Raw genomic sequence first — 20081 nt, 5'->3', positions numbered from 1 at the left:
GTGTGGAATGCATGGACGGTCACAGCGCGACGAAGCTCCAGTCACATGTCTCCAAGACCAGGTCGACGAAGGCGCGGACCTTGGCCGAGACCAGGCGGGCGCTCGGGTAGACGAGGTGGATCGGCTGCGGCGGCGGTTCGAACTCGACCAGGACGACCTCGAGCTCGGCGTGGGCGATCGTCGCGTCGGTGCTGTTGGTGGCCAGGACCGGGCGCAGCGCGACGGGGTGCGGGCGGCCGGCGACGATGAAGCGCCGAGCTCCCTTTCGAGATCGACGGAACATCATCAGGACGGGGATGGATGATGCGACGGATGCGTTGGATCGGAGGGTGGAGTTCAAGATTGTGGGATGTTGAGGATCATGCAATTTCTGCGGGCGCGCACGTGGGTCGGGGTTCGTTTTCCGGGCAGGGCACACGGGTCCATGCCGCACCGTCGTACTTCAGCAGGTCGTACTCGCCGACCGACCACAACCGGCCCGCGCCGGTGCGCAGCCGGTGTGTCGTCGCCTTGCCCGGCATGCCGTGCCGACCGGCACCCATCCATGGAGTGACGACTCGAGCAAGCCCGTCGGCGACCGGGTCGCCGCGAGGAACAATCGGCCCGCGTACTCGGCCACATCCCACAGATTGCCGGTCACGGCCGGATCGCCTCGGTTCGACCACCCATCCCTGTGCCCTTGCAGAATGGTCCCCTCGGCCCCGACGATCACGATCTCGCCGTTGGACAGGCAGGCGGTCGAAAACAGGTTGAGGTTGGTGGTCGAGTCGACGACGCTCTAGTCCGGATTTCTCACCACGGGAAGGAATTCCGGCCGCACTTCCCGAGTTCGAGCGGGTGTGAAACGATTGCTGACCACCCAGGGGTACGGCCGGAACACGACAAGGTGTATCCGCACCGAGTTCGATTTTCAACCGGCCGGGCGGAGGCGTGTCGAGGCCGCCTTTGACGGCGGACGGGTCAGCTCGGACGGGGGCCTGCTGTTGCTGCGGGAGCTGACCAAGAGTTCAGGTGTGTTTCGGGACTTCGCGGCCTGCTTCCGGGACCACCGCGACCCGAGCCGCATCGAGCACACCGTCGAGGAACTGCTCGCGCAGCGCGTGCTGGGCCTGCTGTGTGGTTACGAGGACCTGAACGACCACGACGTGCTCCGCGACGATGCCTTGCTCGCGCTGGCGATAGGCAAGGCCGATCCGACCGGCGAGCAGCGCAAGCGGGTGCGCGACCGGGGCCATGCGCTGGCGGGCAAGAGCACGCTGAACCGCCTGGAGCTGGCGAAGCCCACGGTGGCCGGCGACGAGCGCTACAAGAAGATCAGCTACGACGACCACGGCATCCAGCGCCTCTTCGTCGACACCTTCCTGGCCGCGCACGATCGGCCGCCCGCCGAGATCGTCCTCGATCTCGACGCGACGGACGACCCCGTACACGGCAAGCAGGAGGGTCGCTTCTTCCACGGCTTCTACGACAGCTACTGCTACCTGCCGCTGTACGTCTTCTGCGGCGACTTCATCCTTGGCGCCGCGCTGAACACCGCCGACAAGCAGCCAGTCAGCGGCGCGGTCGAGGAGCTCGAGAGGATCGTCAGTCAGATCCTCGCTCGCTGGCCGGCCGTCCGGATCATCGTGCGCGGCGATTCCGGCTTCTGCCGCGACGAGGTCATGCGCTGGTGCGAGGACAACGGCCTCTTCTTCGTCCTCGGCCTGCAGAAGAACTCGCGCCTGATCGCCGAGCTCGAGGACGAGATGAAGCAGGCCCGCGCCATCTCCGAGCAGACCGGCAAGGATGCGCGCGTTTTCAAGGACTTTCGCTACGAGACCAACAGGACGTGGTCGCGAGAGCGCCGGGTGGTCGGCAAGGCCGAGTACACGACGGACAAGGAGAACCCGCGCTTCGTCGCCACCAACCTCTCGCATGACGAGTACGACGCGCGCTCGCTCTACGAGGACCTCTACTGCGCTCGTGGGGACATGGAGAACCGGATCAAGGAGCAGCAACTCGGCCTCTTCGCCGACCGCACCAGCGCCCACACGCTGCGCGCCAACCAGCTCCGCCTGTGGCTGTCGTCCGTCGCCTACATGATTCTCAACGAGCTCCGCCGGATCGCCCTCGCCGGCACCGAGCTCGCCCACGCCCAGGTCTCCACGATCCGCACGCGGCTGCTCAAGATCGGCGCCATCGTCACCGCCTCGGTCCGCAGGCTCCGCGTCTCCCTAAGCTCGGTCTTCCCGCTCCAGCACGTGTGGTGGCGCGTCCTCGAGAACCTTTACCGTCATCACGTCATGAGACGCTGACGGCCTCGACATCCGTCACTCAAAGGGCGCGCCGCGCTGCGCGCCGGGGCTCGTCTGTCCTTATGCGCAGGTCACCCCAAACGCGCAGCCGGCTTTGTAATCCATCTAACAGCTCGATCTCGCGCCAGCAGTGGGACGTAACGAGCGCACCTCCCGGCTCACGTCGACGGCGTCCAACACCCTTCCACCAAGCCCCCTGACAGGCGCTTGGCGGGCCCCCACCCATCCGTGGTGAGAAATCCGGACTAGCGCCTTCCCGTCGAAGTGCGCTATGACGCCGTCCATCCCGATCGCATGCAAATCGTCCTCGGCCGGGCCGTTGATGTCGAGGAAGCCGTGCCGAGCACCCGGCACCAATCCTTGTTCGAATGGAACCCACTCGTCGCCCGTCAGCTTGTAGATCTGGGAGCCCCAGCCGCAAGCGAATACGCTGTCGCAGATAGCTCGGATGCGCGACATCACACCGCGATCGCTGGCCCCGAGGATCTCCACGTCAGTGTACTCGCCGCAGATCGAATCGAATTCGAAACTTACTCCGGCTCCGCCCGAAGAGCGGACCCAACCGTTTCGTCCCAGCCCGAACACTTGGTTGCGGGCCATCGAGAAGGCGAGGCAAACGACGAAGTCGTGCTCGACATCATCGGACGCCCATCCATCATCGAACCGCCAGAGGACCCGCGACGTGGCCACATCCGGCGCGTCGACAAAGCCAGCCGCGAACGCCGCCGTCGATTCGTCGATCACAACGCCGTCAGCGAAGAACACGACCTGCTCGAAGGCCGGTTTCGCCGTGTCGAAGTTTGCAGGGTTGCTCATGTGCTTGTCACTTTCGTTTCCTGCTTCTGGACTCGGAATCGGAAGGTCCCGTGTAGCGGCTTTGCTCGCTCGCCTGGCAGGTCGGCTCGTCGGGAGGAATGTTGGCGCCCTTCTCGTGGTAGTTGTCGACCTGCTTCTTGATGCATTCCTCATCACGCGAGCCGAGCTCAGCCCGGCCTGGCACGCACCCACGCGTCGAGCGCGTCGAGCGTCCGCGCCGTCCGCTCGCCGGCCGTCGCGAGCGGCGGGCGAGCGAGGCGCGCCAGTTCCCACGCGCGCGTGCGGTCGCGGCCCTGGCCGTCCGGGCTGTCCCACAGCGCGCGGGCGAGGGTGAAGCGCAGCTCGGCGAGGTCTACGGGGTCGCCCTCGCGGGCGCCGCGGATCGCCAGCGCCCGCTCGAGCAGTGGCACCGCCGCGACCGGCTTGCCCTCCCCGATTAGCGCCTTGCCGAGGGGCAGCAGCGCGGCCGCGATGTCCGGGTGATCCGGGGCCAGCGTGCCCTCGTACACGGCCAGCGCGCGCTCGAGGCCGGCGCGGGCCTCGTCGTGGTGCCCCTCGGACGTTGCGACGTGGCCGAGCCGGACCTGGACGTCGGCGACACGGCGGCTGTCGGGGCCCCTGCTCTTCTCCCAGATGGGCAGCGCGCGTGCGAAGTACCCGCGCGCCTCGGCGAACTTCCCCTCGGCGAACGCGACATCGCCCAGGCCGAGCAGCGGGATCACCACGTGCTCGGAGCCCGTTGCCTTCTCCATGATGGCGAGCGCGCGCTCATGGTACTGCCGCGCCTCCGCGAATTTCCCCTCGAGCGTCGCCATGTTGCCGAGGTAACAGAGCGAGTCGGCGAACTTGCTGTGCTCGGGGCCCAGCCCTTTCTCCGTGATGGCGAACGCGCGCTCATGGTACCCGCGCGCCTCCGCGTAATGGCCTATCGCCGCCGTGATCTCGCCGAGATTGTGGAGGATGGTCGCCACGCTCGCTTGATCGCGCCCGAGCGAGCGCTCCTGGTTGGCGAGCGCGCGCTCGTAGTAATCGCGGGATTCGTCGAGCTTCCCCTCGGCAGACGCGAGTACGCCGAGGTGCAGCAGCGCGTTGCCGACGTCGGGGTGGTCGGGGCCGAATGCCGCCTCGGAGACGGCGAGCGCGCGCTCCAGGTGACGGTGCGACGCCGCATACGATTCGGTGGCGATGCCGAGCCCGACCAGGCTCCTGGCGACGTCGGGGTGGTTCGGGCCGAGCGCCCGCTCCTTGATTGCCAGCGAGCGCTCGTGGAACACTCGCGCCGCGTCGCGGTCGCCTGTCGCCAGGGACAAGTTGCCGAGGTTGGCGAGCGTCGTCGACGTGTCGGGGTGATCGGGGCCGAGGACCTTTTCGCGCAGCGCGAGCGCGCGGTCCAGCAACTCGCGCGCCTCCACGTACTTGCCGTCCTGCCACGCCAGGGTGCCTGCGTGGTGGAAGTACAGCCCCCGGAGCTCGTCCGACGCCGCCGCGCGGGTCAGCGAGTCGGCGTGCTCGCCCCAGCGCCGGCCGTCCTGGAAGCGAGCGAGACGGACGCCCACGACTTCGACCAGCCGCGCGGCCGCAAGCGCGGCCTGCGAGGTCATGCGCGAGGCGATCGCCGCGTGGAACGCCTCCGCGAGCCGTTCCTCCGCGTTCTTGAAGTCCCCGTCGCGCGCGAGCAGCGAGCCCCGGCGCAGCAGCGCCCGCGCGCGCAGCGGCTCGTACGCGAGAGTTTCGGCGGACAACGCCACCTGCTCGGCGACCACGAGGCCGTCGCCGATCTTGCCGGCCCGCTCCATCGCCTCGGCCTCAACCAGGCGCTGGTCCAGCGCCGCCACCTTCAGCGCCGTCACCGGGTCCTCCGGCGGCCGCACCTCGGCCGTCAGCGCTTCCTTGTCAGCGCACCGCTCGAGGCGCGGCAGGCCGAGCACCACCGACACCGCCTGCTTGACCACCGTCGCGTCCGCGGCCGCGAGCTGATCGAGCGTCGTGCGCACGTGGGCGAGCCGATCGTCGAAGCAGGCCATGCGCAGGTCGAGCAGCTCGCCCGACTGTTCGCCGCGGCGGGTCGCCTCGCACGCCTCGGTCCGCATCGCCACCCAGCGCTCCGTGTAGTCGTCCAGCAGCGAGCCGACGCGCTCCCAGGTGTCTTGCGCGTAGCTGACGTTCTTGCCGACGATCGCGCGCTCGATCGCGGCGCGGCGGTCCATGTCCCAGATCCCGATCAGCCTGTCCGCCATCCCAGCGCAGGCGCGGCCGTCGGCCTGCATCGCCGCGAACCCGCTGTACACGCCGAAGCCGAGCAGCACTGCCGTGACCCCGCCGAGCGCCCGCCGGCGCCGGCCCGGCAACGGGTCGTCGGCCAGTGCCGCCAGCAACGCCGGCATCGCCGGCCAGCGCCGCTCTCGCTCGGCGGCGAGCCCGCGGACCACCGCGGCGCGCAGCCAGCCTGGCACGCTCCCTGCGCGCGACGGCGCGCGCAGGCGCCCGTGCGCGACCGCGGCCGCCAGCTCCGCCAGGCTGTCGCCCGCGAACGGCCGCTCGCCGTACAGCGCCTCGTACAGCGCGACACAGAAGCTGAACTGGTCGGAGTGCGCGGTCGCCTGCTCGCCACGCAGTTGCTCGGGGGACATATACGCCGGGGTCCCGAGCAGCGTGCCGGTGTGGGTCAGCGGCGCCGCGAGCACGCCGTTGCTCGCCACGAGCGCGTCGTTGGGCGCCGTGCGCCCGTCGTCGGGATCGCCGTCGTCGGTGCGCGCTATCCCAAAGTCCATCACGCGCACCCGGCCGTCGGCGCCAATCATCAGGTTGTCCGGCTTGAAGTCGCGGTGCACGAGTCCCTTCTCGTGCGCGTGCGCCAGCCCGCGCCCGGCCTGCTCGAACACCCGCACGATCTCGCGCCAGCCGCGGGTCTCCGCGCGCAACCAAGCGCCGAGCGTCCGCCCCTCGACGAACTCCATCGCCACGAACACACGGTCGCGATGGATCCCGACGTCGTGCACCGCGACGATGTTGCCGTGGTTGAGCCGCGCGAGCGCCAACGCCTCGCGGTGCAGGCGGATCGACGCGTGCATCAGATCGGCGCCCGCGTGGGCGCGCGGCCGCAACAGCTTGAGCGCGACCTTGCGGTCGAGCTCCGGATCGTAGGCCGCCAGCACGATCCCCATCCCGCCGGCGCCGAGCTTGTATAGCACGATGTAGCGCTTAATGATTGTGCCGCGGTCGGGGTCCGCGTCGTGCTCACCCCGCCGCGGCGCCTCTTCGCCGGTGCGTGTGTCGTCGCTCGCCGGAACCCCCCCCGTCGACAACGCAAGCCGCGGCGGAGCGTCCGGTGGGACAGTCTCGTCGCTGTTGGAGATCATCGCCCGGCATGATAGGAGACCAGCGCGGCCGCTGTCGAGGTCGCCGCCTTACCCTCGCGGGTCGCCACGGCCTTCGTCATCTCGGCGACGAGCTCGCGTGCGTCGAGATCGTTCCAACGGACGAACGCGTGGCGTCGCACCTCACCCTCTTGTCCGCGAGGCCCGCCGCGAACATCTCGAACACCAGGGGCCCCGCGGGAGTCATGCCCCGTGCGTCGGTGAGCGCCAGTCGCCGCCGCCGAAATGTCCACTGGGACTTTTGACGAATGTCCCGGGCGCTTTCTCGCAGACGGACGTCTGCCGCTCGACAACAACGTGAGCGAGCGGAACCTCCGCCGCGAGGTCCTCGGCCGAAAAACTGGCTGTTCCTCGGCAGCGACGAGGGCGCCCGCACCAACACGCTCTTCGTGTCCCTCCTGGCCAGCTGCCAGCTCCACGGCATCCAACCCTGGGCTTACCTGCGCGACCTCCTCTGCGTCCTGCCGTCCTGGCCCAGGAGCCGTGTCCTCGAGCTCGCTCCCGCCTTCTGGAAGCAGACCCGCGAGCACGAGGACGCTCAGCAGCGCCTCGCCGCCAACGTCTTCCGCGCCGTCACGCTCGCCGACCATGCCCCGCCGGTGTAGTCCGGGCCAGCCGCGCCGTGTCGGGTAGGGAGACCGCGAGGTCCTGAGACTTGCCGGGCGCTCGGCGGCGCCCGTGTGAGCACCTCGCGGCCTCCCCCCGCAGATCCGCACGTGCGGAACTACCGCATCCGGCTCTTCTTGCCAGAGGTTCGCTGCGTGTACACGGAATGCACAACCCGCGGCGGAGGCATGGGGAACCTCTTCAAAATCCCACCGTAGAACCCCTCCCAGAGGACATAGCCCTTCTGGGAGCGCCTGCAGAGGATCTTCCACCACACCCTCTCGATCACGTAGCGCAGGCGCTTCAAGGCCGAGCCGTTCCCGGTAATTCCGTAGTACGAGTCGAACCCCTTGAGCTTGGCGCCGATGCTCTTGGCGTGATGGGTCAAGGTCTCGCGCATGTGCTGGCGAAGCCTCTCAGCGATCGCCCGTACCGTCCGAGTGAAGCGCGACCTCATCGTGGCTCGCTTGACGACCATCCCGGCGCTCCTGGACTTCCCCCAATCGTGGGTGAAGCCGAGGAAGTCGAACGACCTCGTCGTTCCTGGGCTGCGCTCCTCTACCCCTCCATCGCGCGAACGGCGGAATGGCAAGAGGCGGGTCTTCCCAGGGTGCAGGGTCAGGCCGTAGCGAGCGAAGCGCTGCGCCAACGCCACCTGGACCCTCCTCGCGTCGTCCTTGTGCTCGAAGCAGATGACAAAGTCATCCGCGAAGCGGATCAGAAATGCCTCGCCGCGCATGCGCGGCAGGACTTCGCCGACCCACCACTTGTCGAGCACCTCGTGCAGGTAGATGTTCGCCAGCATCGGTGAGATCACGCCCCCCTGCGGGGTGCCCACATCGCTACGTCGCACGACGCCGCCCTCGAGCACGCGCATTGAGCCACTTGCCGACGAGGCGCTGGATCACCCCGCAACTCACCCGTTTGCTGAGCAGATCCCGGCAGATTTGATGGTCGAGGGTGTCGAAAAAGTTCTGGACGTCGACGTCCAGCACCCATCCGATCCTCTTTTGCATGAGTCCCTGCCACAGGTCCTCGAGCGCCTGGTGCGCCGAGCGCCCCGGCCGGAAGCCTTACGAGAAGTCGTAGAACTCCTGCTCGTAGATCGGCTCCAGCACCATCGCCACCGCCCGCTGAAGGACCTTGTCCTCGTGCGTCGGGATCCCGAGCGGCCGCATCTTGCCCTCACCCTTCGGGATCAGCACACGCCGCACCGGCGGGGCTCGATAGGTTCCCGCCTTCGCGGCGTCGAGCAGCCGCTCGAGGTTGGCCTCGAGGTCCCGCTCGTAGTCCTTGGCCGTCGTACCGTCGACTCCCGCCGCCGCGTCCTTGCGCGTCACGGCGTGGGCCGCCTTCAGCCACTCGCGGTCGATGTTGTGCGCCAGCGTCCTCAGCGCCGCGCCCTGGATCTGCCTCGCAAGTTCCGCTATCCGATCTTGTTTCGTTGAGATGCGGATGGGTTCCGATGTTCCCGGCATCTTTCCCTCCTCGGTTCTCTGGCAAGGCGCCCCCTTCCCTCCGCCGGGTCCCCGTGGGGCGGGTTCCCCTGCTTCTCCGGTACTACGAGGCGCTCCGACGTCCTGCTGCCCTTCCGGCTCGCGCTGTGGTTGCCCTCGCCAGGGGCTCGACCTTGATCTTTGACAGCCCGAGTGCGTGCAGACTCATGCGGCCGACTTCCTGCGCGACGCCGAGGGGTCGGACAAGGCATCCGCCAGAACGCGAGACCGACGTGGTCCCGTGCCCTTCGGACACGCGCGCGGCCGCGGCCCGGCGGCAGCGGCCGGCCGGCGGGGAGCAGCGCCGCTCGCTATCGGAGCTCGACTCGGAATCGAACATCGCCGCCCGGACGGCAGCGGGCTCCAGGCCGCGCCTCTCAGCCTCGACGCGGGATCCGGCGCGTGAGTCCGCCGCGGCGCTGCCGCGGACGTCGTGGTGGTATGGTCCCGAGGGCCATGCGCGCCGCCCTCGCCCTGCTCGCACTGCTCGCGTGTCAACCCGCGTCCCCGCCCGCGCAGATCTGCGGGCCGACGACGCCCGCCCCGAAACCCGCGGCGGCCTCGAGCGCGAAGGTCACCATGCGCGTGCGCCCGGGCCTGGTCGACGGGCCGCTGCAGGGCCGCCTCCTGGTCCTGCTGGCGGCCGGCGGCGAGCAGGAGCCGCGGTTCATGGTCGGCGACGACGACCACACGGCGCAGGTGTTCGGGCTCGACGTCGAGGGCTGGCCTTCGGGACAGCCGATCGCGCTGGCCGGCGACGTCGCCGGTTACCCGCTCGCCGACTGGGCCGCGCTGCCGGCCGGGGAGTACCGCGCGCAGGCCGTGCTGCACCGCTACGAGACGTTCCGCCGGGCCGACGGCCACGTGGTGTCGCTGCCCCCCGACCGCGGCGAGGGGCAGCAGTGGAACCGCGCGCCGGGCAACCTGATCTCCGCCCCGCAGCATGTCCGGATCGAGCCGGGCGGCGCGACCGAGCTGGCGCTCGAGCTCGACCAGGTGATCTCGCCGCTGCCGCCTGTGACCGACACGCGGCTGCTGCGACACGTCGAGCTCGAGAGCCCGCTGCTCACCACTTTCTGGGGGCGGAGCACGAAGCTCGGCGCCCGCGTGCTGCTGCCGGAGGGCTGGGACACACACCCCGAGGCCCGCTATCCCCTGATGATCTACCACTCGCACTTCGGCCGTGAATTGGCCGGCTACCGCGAGACGCCGCCGGATCCTGGGCTGCCGCCGGTCGACCGCGAGGGCCTCGCGCGCGAGTGCCCGAACGGCCACGGCCCCGCGTGCGCGCGCCTCGGCTACGAGCGCATGGTCCAGGAGGCAGGCTATCGATTCCACCAGCAGTGGACCGGACCGGACTTCCCGCGCGTGATCCTGGTGCAGCTCGAGCACGCGAACCCGTACTACGACGATTCGTACGCGGTGAATTCCCAGAACCTCGGGCCGTACGGCGACGCGATCACCCACGAGCTGGTCCCGCATCTCGAGCAGCAATTCCGCGGCCTCGGGGCATGGGCGCGCGGCCTGTACGGCGGATCGACCGGCGGCTGGGAGGCGATCGCGGCGCAGGTGCTCTACCCCGACGAGTACAACGGCGCGGTCGGCAATTGCCCCGACCCGCTCGACTTCCGCGCGTACGTGACGATCGACATCTACGCCGACGAGAACGCGTATTACGCCGTCGGCCCGTTCCGCCGCACGCCGCGGATCGGCTCGCGCCGCGCCGACGGCACCGCCCGCAGCCTGGTCGAACAGGACAACCGCCTCGAGCTCGCGCTCGGCACCCGCTCGCGCTCGGGCCAGCAATTCGACATCTGGGAGGCCGTGTACTCGCCGGTCGGCCCCGACGGCTATCCCCGCCGGATCTTCGACAAGCAGACCGGCGTCATCGACCGCGAGGTCGCGGCCCACTGGCACGAGCACTACGACATCGGCCACATCATCACCCGCGACTGGGCCCGGCTCGCGCCCAAGCTGCGCGGCAAGTTGTGGCTCAACACCGGCGACATGGACACGTACTACCTCGAACGCTCGGTCCGCCTGATCGAGGCGCGCATGCGCGAGCTCGACCCACCGCCCGAATGGCACGTCGCCTACGGACACGGCGACGGCCACTGCTGGAGCGGCGACCGCGACCACATGAACTTCGAGTCCCGCCTCACCTATCATTCACGCTTCATCCCACTGCTCGTCGACCACTTCCTCCGCACCGCCCCACCCGGCGCCGACACCACGAGCTGGCGCTACTGACGGCCGCGCCGGGGGCCGCAGCGGAGCTCGGCACGTCCCCGCCCGGCCGGCGGGCGTGATGGAGCCGCCCACATTGCTCGTAATGGTCACTCCCGTGCCCACACAGAGATCGGCCGTCGTCAAGAGCCAGCATGCGGCACCGACGCCGACGCCGGAGACCCGGCATCGACGAGCCCATGGCGGACCATCGCCTCGAGCGCCGCGTGGACGACTCGGCCACCGAGACAACTCGTGCGAGAATGCGCCTTCAATTTGTCGTTTGACGGGGACCAGTGGCCGATCCAAATGAGCGGACGCGGCCATTCATCCGGCCTGTAGAATAGGAGCGAAAATGGAGTTCAGAATCGAGAAGTGCGGCGCGATCGATCTCGCCCGGTTGGGGCGCAACATCGGGACAGGCGTCGTAATCAGGATCGACGGACGCATCGACGCAGGCGGCGGCGACAATCGGCTGCTTGCCCGTCCCAACGACGCTGCCGGCAGATACAGGGGCTTCGCCAGCATGAGCGGAGACGCGGCGACGAGCGAATGGGAGCAGACCGGCCTCTACCTCGGTCGGAACGGGTGGGGGCTCGACGCGCACTTCTCGATCTCGTTGATCCTCTCGCTGCTGCCCGACCGGAAGCGCACCGCATTTGCGATATCGACCTTCGCGCATGCGGACGAGAGGGTTCTGGGGTATCAATCTCACGGCTTTTGGGCCGACACTTCGACCCCGATCAACTTCATCGGGTTCTGGACCGTCGGGCCTGGTCGCGCCGTGCTCGAGGCGAGGGTCGACATCCCGGAGAACCCGTAGCATTAGGCGCTCACCGCGCGGTGACGAGGAGCGAGGCCGCGCGCCTGCCGACGACTCGCCATCGGCGCCCGAGGTCCGACGCAGCGGACGCGGCAGCGCGTGTGCGAGCAGGTTTTGCGCTGCCCCGCTCGTCGCCTCACACGAGCGGACAGGTATTGTGAGTACGGTTTGCGGCACGCTCGCTCGGCGTCCGGCACACCGGTTCCTGGCCGCGGTGCCTCCGCATCATCGTCCGCCATGAATCGTCCCCACGACGAGACGGCCATCGCCCGGCCCTGCGCGAGACCGCGTGCTCGATTTGCAAATGTGTTCATGAACCCTTGGGAGAACGAGGGGCCGCACCGCCGTCTCTTGCCCGCTCGCCGCCGCATGCACGCAAGATCGCGTGTTCGTGCAACGGCGTCCGTGGGGCCACGCGCTCTTCTCTCGCCGAGGACCCCTCATGATCCGTTCATCGCCAGGCCTCACGCCGCTCATCCGCCCGATGACGCCCGAACCGACCGAGGTCGCGGCTCTCGTGGACGCCGACGCTGGCAGCACGACCGTCGCGGAAGCGCTCGTGCAATGTCTACAACAGCTCGGCGTGAGGCAGGCGTTCGGGGTGGTGGGCGCCGCAATCGCACCGTTCTGTGAGGCGCTCGCGCGCAGCTCCATCGATTACCTGCATTTTCGGCACGAGGCGGGCGCCGCATTCGCGGCCACCGAAGCCTCGCTGGCGAGCGACCGCCCGACGGCGGTGTTCGCAACCACGGGTCCGGGGCTGACCAACGCGCTTACAGGAATGGCGGCCGCGCGCGCCGAAGGCGCCACGGTGGTGCTTGTCTCCGCGAGCACCTCGCCTCAGCAACGCGGCCGCCGCGCGGCGCAGGAGACGCATGGGTCGGCAGGGCCGGTGCCGGGCTTATGCACGGCCGGCGCGCTGTTCCACTACGCGCTCACAGTGGAGCACGCCTCGGAGCTGCACGAAGTTTCGCTCCGGCTCATGTGCGGCGTGGGGCGCGTCGACGGCTTCGTCGCGCATCTGAGTCTGCCGGTCTCCGTGCAGGGCGCCGCGGCGCCCGACGCCCTGCGTGTGGGCTTGGCGTCGTGGCACCCGCCGATGGCGACCGACGCGGCGATCGACCAGTGCTTGCGTCTTTTGGCGCGCTCGCCCTTCGTGATCTGGGTCGGCTACGGGGCGCGGCGCGCGAGAGACCTCGTGTGTGAGCTTGTAGACCGTTCGGGGGCCCTCGTGATGTGCTCGCCGCGTGGCAAGGGCATCTTTTCCGAGCGCGACCCGCGATTTGTCGGAGTCACCGGCATGGGCGGGCACGCCGAGGTCGAGAACGTCCTGCGCGAGGTTGCGCCGCAGCACGTCCTGGTGCTCGGCACGCGAATGGGCGAAGGGTCGTCGTCGTGGTCCGTAGACCTGGTGCCCGCGGGCGGCTTCGTGCATGTCGACGTCGACCCGGACGTGTTCGGCGCGGCGTACCCCTGCGCGCCCACGATGGCAGTGCAAGCGGAGATCGGCGCGTTCCTCCGCGCGCTGCTGGCGGCGTGGCCCGCGGATGCCGAGCCGGCGGCGCCGAGGCTGTCGCGACGCGGCGAGTGGGTGATGGACCCGGCTCACGCGCTCGTGGGCGCGGTGCGTCCGCGCGTCCTCATGGCCGAAGTCCAGCGCGTCGTGGTTGACCGCAGCGACGCGCTGATCCTGGCCGAAAGCGGCAACTCGTTCGCATGGGCGAACCACTGCCTGCAGTTCGAGGAGCCGGGTCGGTATCGCGTGAGCCCGTCGTTCGGCGCGATGGGACAAATGGCAACAGGCGTCGTCGGAGCGGCGCTCGGGCGCGGCGGCAAGGCTGTCGCACTCGTAGGCGACGGAGCGATGTTGATGCTCAGCGAGGTGAGCAGCGCCGTGCAGTACCAAGTTAGCGCAGTATGGGTCATTCTCAACGACGCTCGCTACAACATGTGCCACCAGGGGATGCGCGCCGCGGGATGGGAGCCGTTCGGGACGGCCATCCCGCCGACGGACTTCGTCACGCTGGCGCGCGCCGTGGGGGCCGACGGCGTGCGAGTCGAGCGTGAGCCGGAGCTGCGCGCAGCGTTGGAGACGGCGATGCAGACGCGCGGGCCGTTCGTGGTGGACGTAAAGGTCGCAGTCGATGAGGTCGCGCCGCTCGGTCGGCGAAACACGACGCTCTTCGGTGCGCCCGACTCGTGATACGTGACCATGCAGGAGAGAGCCATGAACGCACGCGCAAGGTTGAGATCGATCGCCGTGGCAGTCCCGGACGCGGCGCGCCGCAACGACTACTGGCGCTCACGGTACCCCGATCTCGTCGCTGCCGCCGAGCGAGAGTTCGTCGACACGCCGTGGCGCGCCGACGACACCTCCGACGCCTCGCGCGTCTTCGACGAGGAGATGCGGCCCTACCTCCGCGATCCGTTCCGCGGTGCAAAGATCCGTCGCGTGCTGGCACGCGGCGAGACGGTGCTGGCGCTCGAGTGCCGGGCGGCCCGCGGCGCACTCGAGTGCGCAGGGGTAGCGACGCGCGACATCGACCTGCTCATCGCGTCGTCGTTCCTCCCCGACCAGGTGGGGATCGGGAACGCGACCTTCCTGGCCCGCGAGTTGGGGCTCCACAGCGCAGCATGGAACCTCGAAGCGACGTGCTCGAGCGCGCTTGTTGCGCTGGAAACGGCGTGCGGCCTCATCGTCGCGGGGCAACGCCGGCGCGTGCTGGTGGTGACCTCGTGTAGCTACTCGCGCACGATCGAGGACCACAACGTGCTGGCGTGGACGGCCGGCGACGGCGCGAGTGCATTCGTCGTGGAGCGCGCCGACGCCGGCGACGGACTGCTCGGGTTCCACACCATGCACACGGGAGCGACCTGCGGAGCGTTCGCCTACGAGCTCGCGCTCGACTCGGGCGGCGCGCCCACGGTGAAGATGACCGCGAGCCGCGCTGCCGGCCGCGTGCTGCGCGAGACATCCGGGCACTACGTCCGCATGTGCTGCATGAAAGCACTTCAGGCCGCCGGCGTCGAGACGCGCGATGTCGACCTGCTCGTGTGCAACACGCCGACCGCGTGGTTCGCACGGTTCGCTGCGCGCGTGATGGGGATCGACCCGGTACGCACGGTCGACACGTTCCCGCTCTACGGCAACGTGGGCCCCGCGCTGTGGCCGGTGAATCTGCATCATGCGGCGGCGACGAGGCGCCTTCGCTACGGTGATCTCGTGCTATTGCATTCCATCGGCAGCGCCTCGGCCGCGAGCGCGGCGGTACTCCGTTGGGACGACGTGCGCGTGGGACCAGCACCCAGGCCGGTTTGACGGGGCCGGCCGAAGGAGCAAGCCCCATGGTCGCGGGGCAGAATCGCCAGCTTGTCGTTCAGGTACATGACGACGAGCTGGATCCCCGGCTCGAAACTGCGGCGACGGACAGATCGACGGCGACGAGGCGTGCGACGACGGCAACGTCGACAACAGCGGCGGCCGAGCAACAGCACCTCGCGGCGATGACGGTCGCCGAGTGGTGCGCGGCCTGAAAAGCGAGCGAACGGGCGCGCCGTGTGCGGGAGTCGACCCTGGCTACCCGAGAGAGAGCTCTGCGGTGCCTCTGCGCCGCCCGAGACGCATCAGGGAAGCCGTTGGGCGAAAAGCCCGTCAAGGACTTCCGGGCGACAGACTTCGACTACGTTCGCTCCGCCCTCTCCGAGTTGAGGTCGAGCACCGCGAACGTCTACCTGCGCGTCATGCGACATTGCCTGGAGGTTGCTCGCAGTGCGTCGAAGTGACGGAGCCTCCGCGCGAGCGCGCGCATCTGGACGAGGAGGAGGCGGAAGTGCTGTGCCAGGCGCCGCTCGACCTCCCCCATCGCCTGGTGGTGCTCCTCGGCCTGGACGCGGGTCTCCGCGCAAGCGAGATCGCCGGCCTCCAAGTCAGGGACATCGACGGCGACGACTTGCATGTGCGCCGCTCCGTCTTCGCTGAGAAGCGCAAGCGCATCGTGTACCCCACCAAGTCGGGCCGAGAGCGGGTCGTGCCCATGTCCCCGCGGCTCGCCGCGTGCGTGCGAGAGGCGGCGGACCTCAGCACGGACGAGTGGCTACTCCACAACAAGTTCGGACAGCCCGCGACTCGGCGGACCGTGACGAACTACCTCTACACCGCCGCCAAGCTGGCAGGGCTCGAGCGCCGCGGTCCACACAGCCTGCGGCGCTCCTTCGCCACGCACGCGTTGCGGGCTGGCGCCGATCTCAAGACCGCGCAGGAGCTGTGCGGGCACGCGTCAGCGCGAACCACGGAGGTTTACCTGCACGGCAGTAAGCGCACTCGGCGCGATGCGATCGCCAAGATGTCCGCCCGCCGGACGAGCCTGGCCACCGAGAGTGGCACAAATCTGACACAGCCGCGGGCGACGCGAGGCGGCCGCGACGAAGGCGAGGCCGACCTCGCGCAATCACAGGCGTTTCAAGTTGTGCCGTGGGTCGCGAGCCACGTGTGCATGAACGGCACGCTGGCCTCCCAGCCCTCGCGCAGCTGCTTCTCGAGCGAGCTCTCGATCAGGCCGCCGACGCCGAACACCTTGGCCTCGATGACGAGGTCGGCGATCCGGCGCACCTTGTTGTCACCGATCGGCTCGATCCGCAAGGTGCCCTCGTTGCGGACCTTGTCGGCCAGGGCGCTCGGGGTGACCTTCCACGTCCAGATCTTGGTCGCGCGGTCGAGCTTGCCGTCCTCGACGTAGCTGAAGTTGGGCCCGACGAGCTTGGCGATCGGCCCCGGCAGGTTCAGCTTCGGCGTGCCCTTGACCTTGCGGGTCACGGTCGTGTCGGTCTCGCGTTGCTCGAGGATGTCGTAGCCGGAGAACCCGAGCCCCTCGAGGTACAACTTTTTATTGTACTCCTGGTCGAGGAAGACCCGCCAGAAGGTGTCAGCGTCGCAATTGATCTCGTGGACGAGCGTGAACTTGGACATGACGTGAGCCTTTGCTGCTGCTGCGCGCCGGACTCTAGCAGCGCGCCAGGCCTGCGGGAAGCGCAGACCCACGCAGGCGGCCCGCGGCGGCCACACTGGACGGCCCCGACCTACGGCCGCGTACGACGGACGAACAGCCCGGCCAGCCGCGCGCCGACGACGTCGGGGCGGCGGTCGCCGTCGATGTCCGGAAACCCCACCACATCGAGGGGCAACTCCGCGACGGTGACCTGGGCGACCCCGTCCTCGCCGCGCAGCCACACGTGTGTGCCCTGCTCGTCGGCGATCGCGAGGTCGTAGCGGCCGTCGCGGTCGACGTCGGCGACGCGGCGGAGCACCGCGCCCGCGAACGACTCGCGTTGAAGCAGCAGCGATCGGCGCTCGGGCGCGCCGCGGTCGTGGCGGTAGATCGAGTCGCCGTCCTGCGTCACCAGATCGACGCGCCCGCCGGCGTCGGGCGGGCTGAACATCGCGTGCTGCCCGGGCAGCAGTTCGGGGGCCGACCACGCGCCGTCGGTTTCGGCCAGGACGATCGAGCTGACGCCCGCGCCGGCGTCGCGGATCAGGACGTCGACGTCACCGTCGCCGTCGACGTCGCCGACCTCGAGCGTCGAGTACGTGGAGGCCTCCACCTCGGCCACGTCGACGAACGGCGCGAACTGCAGCGGGCCGGTCCCGCGGGCGATCGAGAGGAACGCCTGGTTCATCATCAACAGCGCGACCAGATCGGGCAGGCCGTCGCGATCGACGTCGGCGACCGTGACCGTCTGCACGTAAGCATCGGGCGGCTCGGTGAGGACGAACGGAGCCTCGCGCGCGTCCGGGCGGAGCGGATAGACCAGGACGCTGTCCGGCGAGACGACCGCGAGGACCTCGAGGTCGCCGTCCATGTCGAGGTCGCCGACGGCGAGCGAGCGGCCCTGGCTCCCGTCATTGATCGCCCGACCGCGCGCCAGCGGATCGGCACCGGCGCCCCACAGCACCCCGACCCCGCCCACGAAGTCGCGCGACGCGGTCACCACGTCGTCGCACCCGTCGCCGTCGACGTCGGCGAACACGAACTCGTACGGCTGCCCGAGCAACCCCGTGCCGCGGGTCACCACCGGACGCGCGACCGAACGCGAGAGGTGCGTGGCGATCCCCGAGCGCGACAGCGAGACCACGTCGAACTGCGCGTCGGTGACCGCGGCGAAGGCCCCCGCGGTGCCCTCGACGAAGCCGTTGCGCACGCTCTCGGGCTCGAACGTGCCGTCGCCGCGCCCGCGCTGCGAGTAATAGGCGTCGACGATCGCCGTGGCGATGTCGAGCCGGCCGTCGCCGTCGAGATCGCGGAGCGTCTGCGGCGGCACGATGGCGGGCAGGACCGTCGCCGCCGCCGCGCCGCTGCCGAGGCCGGACACGACCACGCCCGCCTGATAGACGCCGATCACCGCCTCGACCGCGCCGTCGCCGTCGACGTCGCCGACGGCGAACCCGCCCGGTCGGAACAGTTTGACGTCGAGCCCCGTCAGCGCCACGAGGTCGTGCGTCGCGGCGACGACGAAGCCCGGGCCATCCGGCACCATGTGCGCGAGGACGGCGGTCTCCTCGTCGCGCGCGTACATCAGCAGCTCGTCGACGCCGTCCTCGTCGAAGTCGACCGGCACGACGCCGAACACGTCCTGCCACGGGCCCAACGCGAGCTCCTCGGCGACGCTGCCATCGGCGGCGAAGCGCAGCAGCGACGCCCCTTTCCCGTCATACGCCCCGCTCGTGTCGTGGACCGAGAGCGCCACGATCGCCGCCGGCGCGCCGGGCCCCGCCCGCAGCGGCACCAGCTTGTACGGCAGCACCGCGGCCGGATGCGACGGACGCAGCGCGTACGAATCATCGGCGCCCCCCTGCACCAGCCACACGCTCGACACGTCCGACACGAGGATGTCGACGCGGCCGTCGCCGGTGACGTCGGCGATCGCCATCGCCATCGGCTCCACCTCGAGCTCGTACTCGGCGACCCGCTCGAGTCCTCGATCGGCGCGACCGTGCAGCACGAACAAACGACCCCCGGACACCGCCGCGACGTCGAGCAGCGGATCGGCGTCGAGGTGCCCGGTCGTCACCGCGCTGGTGTAGAGGCTGCTCTGCAGCGTCGGGTCGCGCCAGATCTCGACCGCCGCGCCGCCCGTGGCGTACTCGCTGCGGAGGACGACCCCTCGCCCGCCGACCAGCAGCCTGCCGTCGACGCTCTCGCCGACCCAGCTCGCCGCACCGATCACCGTCTCGTCGAGGCGGCCGAGCCACGTCGAACCCTTGCCGAACCACGTCGCGAAGCCGAGCTCGGACGGCACCGTGACGCCGAAGAAGCCGCTCGCGGCCCTGGGCCCGACGACCAGCCCGCCGCGCACATCGTCGTCGTCGCCGGCGAGCGGCAGCGCGGTCGGGCTCGAGAAGCGGCCCTGGCCGTCATTGCGGTGGACCAGCACTTGCCCCGGACCGGCGCGCGTGAAGGCGTCGAGGTCGCCGTCGCCGTCGTGATCGCCGAGGTCGATCCACAGCATCGGCCCCGCCGCCGGGCTGGCCACGGCTGCCCGCAGCCCGCCGTCACCTGTCCCGAGGAACACCTGCAGCGCCTGGCCGGCGTCGACCACCACCACGTCGAGCCTGTCGTCGCCGTCGACGTCGCCCGTGTCGAGCTGCAGCGGATGCATACCGGCCGGCAGCTCGCGCATCGTCCCCGTCGCCGGATCGATCACCGCGATCACGCCCGCCTCCGGGACGGTCGCCACCAGCTCGGGCGCGCCGTCGCCGGCGAGGTCGGCGGCCACCACCGCCGCCGGCTGGTCGCGCAGGAAGACCTCGCGGCGGCGCTCGAGCCGGCCCGACGCGTCGGCGGCGAACGTCGCCACCACCGGCGGCTCGCCCAGCGCCACCGCCAGCTCGCCGGGCAGCGCCGCGATCGCCAGCGGCTCCTGGCCCGGCAGGGACAGCATCGTCCGCTGGCCTTCGGGCCAGGCGACCGCGAGCTGCTCGGCGGCGCGATCGAGCACGACCAGCTCGCGCTCGCCGTCGCGGTCGAGGTCGACCTCGACCGCCTCGTCGACCCGCGCCGAGACCCCCTTCCACTCGCCCTCGCGCGCGCACAGCCGCGCCAGCGGGCCGCACGGCCCCTCGTCCCCGCCGCACGTCGTCGCCGCCAACGCCAACCCGACCACCCCCGCGACGGACGAACACCGACGCGAGAGAGGCGCGGAGGCAGGTCGACGGCGACGCGGCCGCATGCCGGCCCAGCATACACCGCCACCGACGAGCCCGTCGCCTGCGCACGCGCCGCAGACGATTTCGGCGGCCCGTCGCGGGGTTGCGGGCAACACCCCCGCCACCCGCTCGCGGTCGCAACGGCCGCTCGGGCGCCTCGACCCCACGGCCGCCCCCCCCGCTGCGCATGATTTCGCCGGCACCTTCGGACATGTCCCTCAGGACATGTCACTCCGCGCTCGG

14 protein-coding genes and 2 pseudogenes are annotated in these 20081 nt (G+C 70.0%); 8 read left to right on the top strand and 8 right to left on the bottom strand.

The genetic code is table 11. The features are described 5' to 3' along the window. Positions 1 to 19 precede the first annotated feature (19 nt). Entirely contained in the window at positions 20 to 286 is a 267-nt protein-coding gene (locus NAEX_RS35515) for a type 2 periplasmic-binding domain-containing protein (RefSeq protein WP_096331910.1), read from the bottom strand. Between the two features lie 565 nt (positions 287 to 851). Between NAEX_RS35515 and NAEX_RS35510 the strand changes: the two genes are divergently transcribed. Then, the gene (locus NAEX_RS35510; protein ID WP_143825755.1) at positions 852 to 2294 is read left to right on the top strand and encodes an IS1380 family transposase; all 1443 of its coding nucleotides are present in this window, start codon (positions 852 to 854) and stop codon (positions 2292 to 2294) included. Between the two features lie 105 nt (positions 2295 to 2399). On the opposite strand, the gene NAEX_RS35505 is transcribed toward NAEX_RS35510, so the two are convergent. Next, entirely contained in the window at positions 2400 to 3110 is a 711-nt protein-coding gene (locus tag NAEX_RS35505; protein ID WP_100793527.1) for a hypothetical protein, read from the bottom strand. A 167-nt stretch (positions 3111 to 3277) separates the two neighbouring features. After that, positions 3278 to 6301, bottom strand: a complete 3024-nt coding sequence (locus NAEX_RS35500; RefSeq protein ID WP_170136275.1) for a tetratricopeptide repeat protein — start codon at positions 6299 to 6301, stop codon at positions 3278 to 3280. 411 nt (positions 6302 to 6712) lie between these two features. Between NAEX_RS35500 and NAEX_RS54765 the strand changes: the two are divergent. Beyond that, positions 6713 to 6793: pseudogene (locus tag NAEX_RS54765) on the top strand (hypothetical protein); the annotation flags it as partial. An 83-nt stretch (positions 6794 to 6876) separates the two neighbouring features. After that, positions 6877 to 7092 (top strand): transposase domain-containing protein, encoded by a 216-nt coding sequence (locus NAEX_RS51225; RefSeq protein WP_170136274.1) that lies wholly within the window; start codon positions 6877 to 6879, stop codon positions 7090 to 7092. Positions 7093 to 7211: 119 nt separating this feature from the next. On the opposite strand, the gene NAEX_RS53325 is transcribed toward NAEX_RS51225, so the two are convergent. The 3 genes from NAEX_RS53325 to NAEX_RS53315 form a co-directional block, all read right to left on the bottom strand. Continuing rightward, the gene (locus NAEX_RS53325; protein WP_245913873.1) at positions 7212 to 7970 is read right to left on the bottom strand and encodes a reverse transcriptase domain-containing protein; all 759 of its coding nucleotides are present in this window, start codon (positions 7968 to 7970) and stop codon (positions 7212 to 7214) included. Then, entirely contained in the window at positions 7936 to 8088 is a 153-nt protein-coding gene (locus tag NAEX_RS53320) for a hypothetical protein (protein ID WP_245913872.1), read from the bottom strand. Before NAEX_RS53320 ends, NAEX_RS53325 begins: the two co-directional genes overlap by 35 nt. 78 nt (positions 8089 to 8166) lie before the next feature. Further along, complete coding sequence (locus NAEX_RS53315) at positions 8167 to 8571, bottom strand: reverse transcriptase family protein (protein WP_245913871.1); 405 nt, start codon at positions 8569 to 8571, stop codon at positions 8167 to 8169. Positions 8572 to 9045: 474 nt separating this feature from the next. Between NAEX_RS53315 and NAEX_RS35485 the strand changes: the two genes are divergently transcribed. The 5 genes and pseudogenes from NAEX_RS35485 to NAEX_RS54760 all read left to right on the top strand — a co-directional run. After that, positions 9046 to 10839: an alpha/beta hydrolase gene (locus tag NAEX_RS35485; RefSeq protein WP_143141443.1), complete on the top strand. Its 1794-nt coding sequence runs from the start codon at positions 9046 to 9048 to the stop codon at positions 10837 to 10839. Between the two features lie 331 nt (positions 10840 to 11170). Further along, entirely contained in the window at positions 11171 to 11638 is a 468-nt protein-coding gene (locus NAEX_RS35480; RefSeq protein ID WP_096331905.1) for a lipocalin/fatty acid-binding family protein, read from the top strand. 442 nt (positions 11639 to 12080) lie between these two features. Then, positions 12081 to 13841, top strand: a complete 1761-nt coding sequence (locus tag NAEX_RS35475; protein ID WP_096331904.1) for a thiamine pyrophosphate-dependent enzyme — start codon at positions 12081 to 12083, stop codon at positions 13839 to 13841. Between the two features lie 24 nt (positions 13842 to 13865). Further along, positions 13866 to 14957: a 3-oxoacyl-ACP synthase III family protein gene (locus NAEX_RS35470; RefSeq protein WP_170136273.1), complete on the top strand. Its 1092-nt coding sequence runs from the start codon at positions 13866 to 13868 to the stop codon at positions 14955 to 14957. Positions 14958 to 15069: 112 nt separating this feature from the next. Continuing rightward, positions 15070 to 15942: pseudogene (locus NAEX_RS54760) on the top strand (tyrosine-type recombinase/integrase); the annotation flags it as partial. Positions 15943 to 16097: 155 nt separating this feature from the next. Here the strand turns inward: NAEX_RS54760 and NAEX_RS35455 are convergent. Together NAEX_RS35455 and NAEX_RS35450 are read right to left on the bottom strand one after the other, a co-directional pair. Further along, complete coding sequence (locus NAEX_RS35455; RefSeq protein WP_096331900.1) at positions 16098 to 16604, bottom strand: DUF2505 domain-containing protein; 507 nt, start codon at positions 16602 to 16604, stop codon at positions 16098 to 16100. Between the two features lie 110 nt (positions 16605 to 16714). Next, positions 16715 to 19795, bottom strand: coding sequence for an FG-GAP repeat domain-containing protein (locus NAEX_RS35450; protein WP_170136272.1), 3081 nt, complete (start codon positions 19793 to 19795; stop codon positions 16715 to 16717). Positions 19796 to 20081 lie beyond the last annotated feature (286 nt).

It is taken from the genome of Nannocystis exedens, from assembly GCF_002343915.1.
Classification (GTDB): domain Bacteria; phylum Myxococcota_A; class Polyangia; order Nannocystales; family Nannocystaceae; genus Nannocystis; species Nannocystis exedens.
This window is presented reverse-complemented; position numbering and strand designations above follow the sequence as displayed.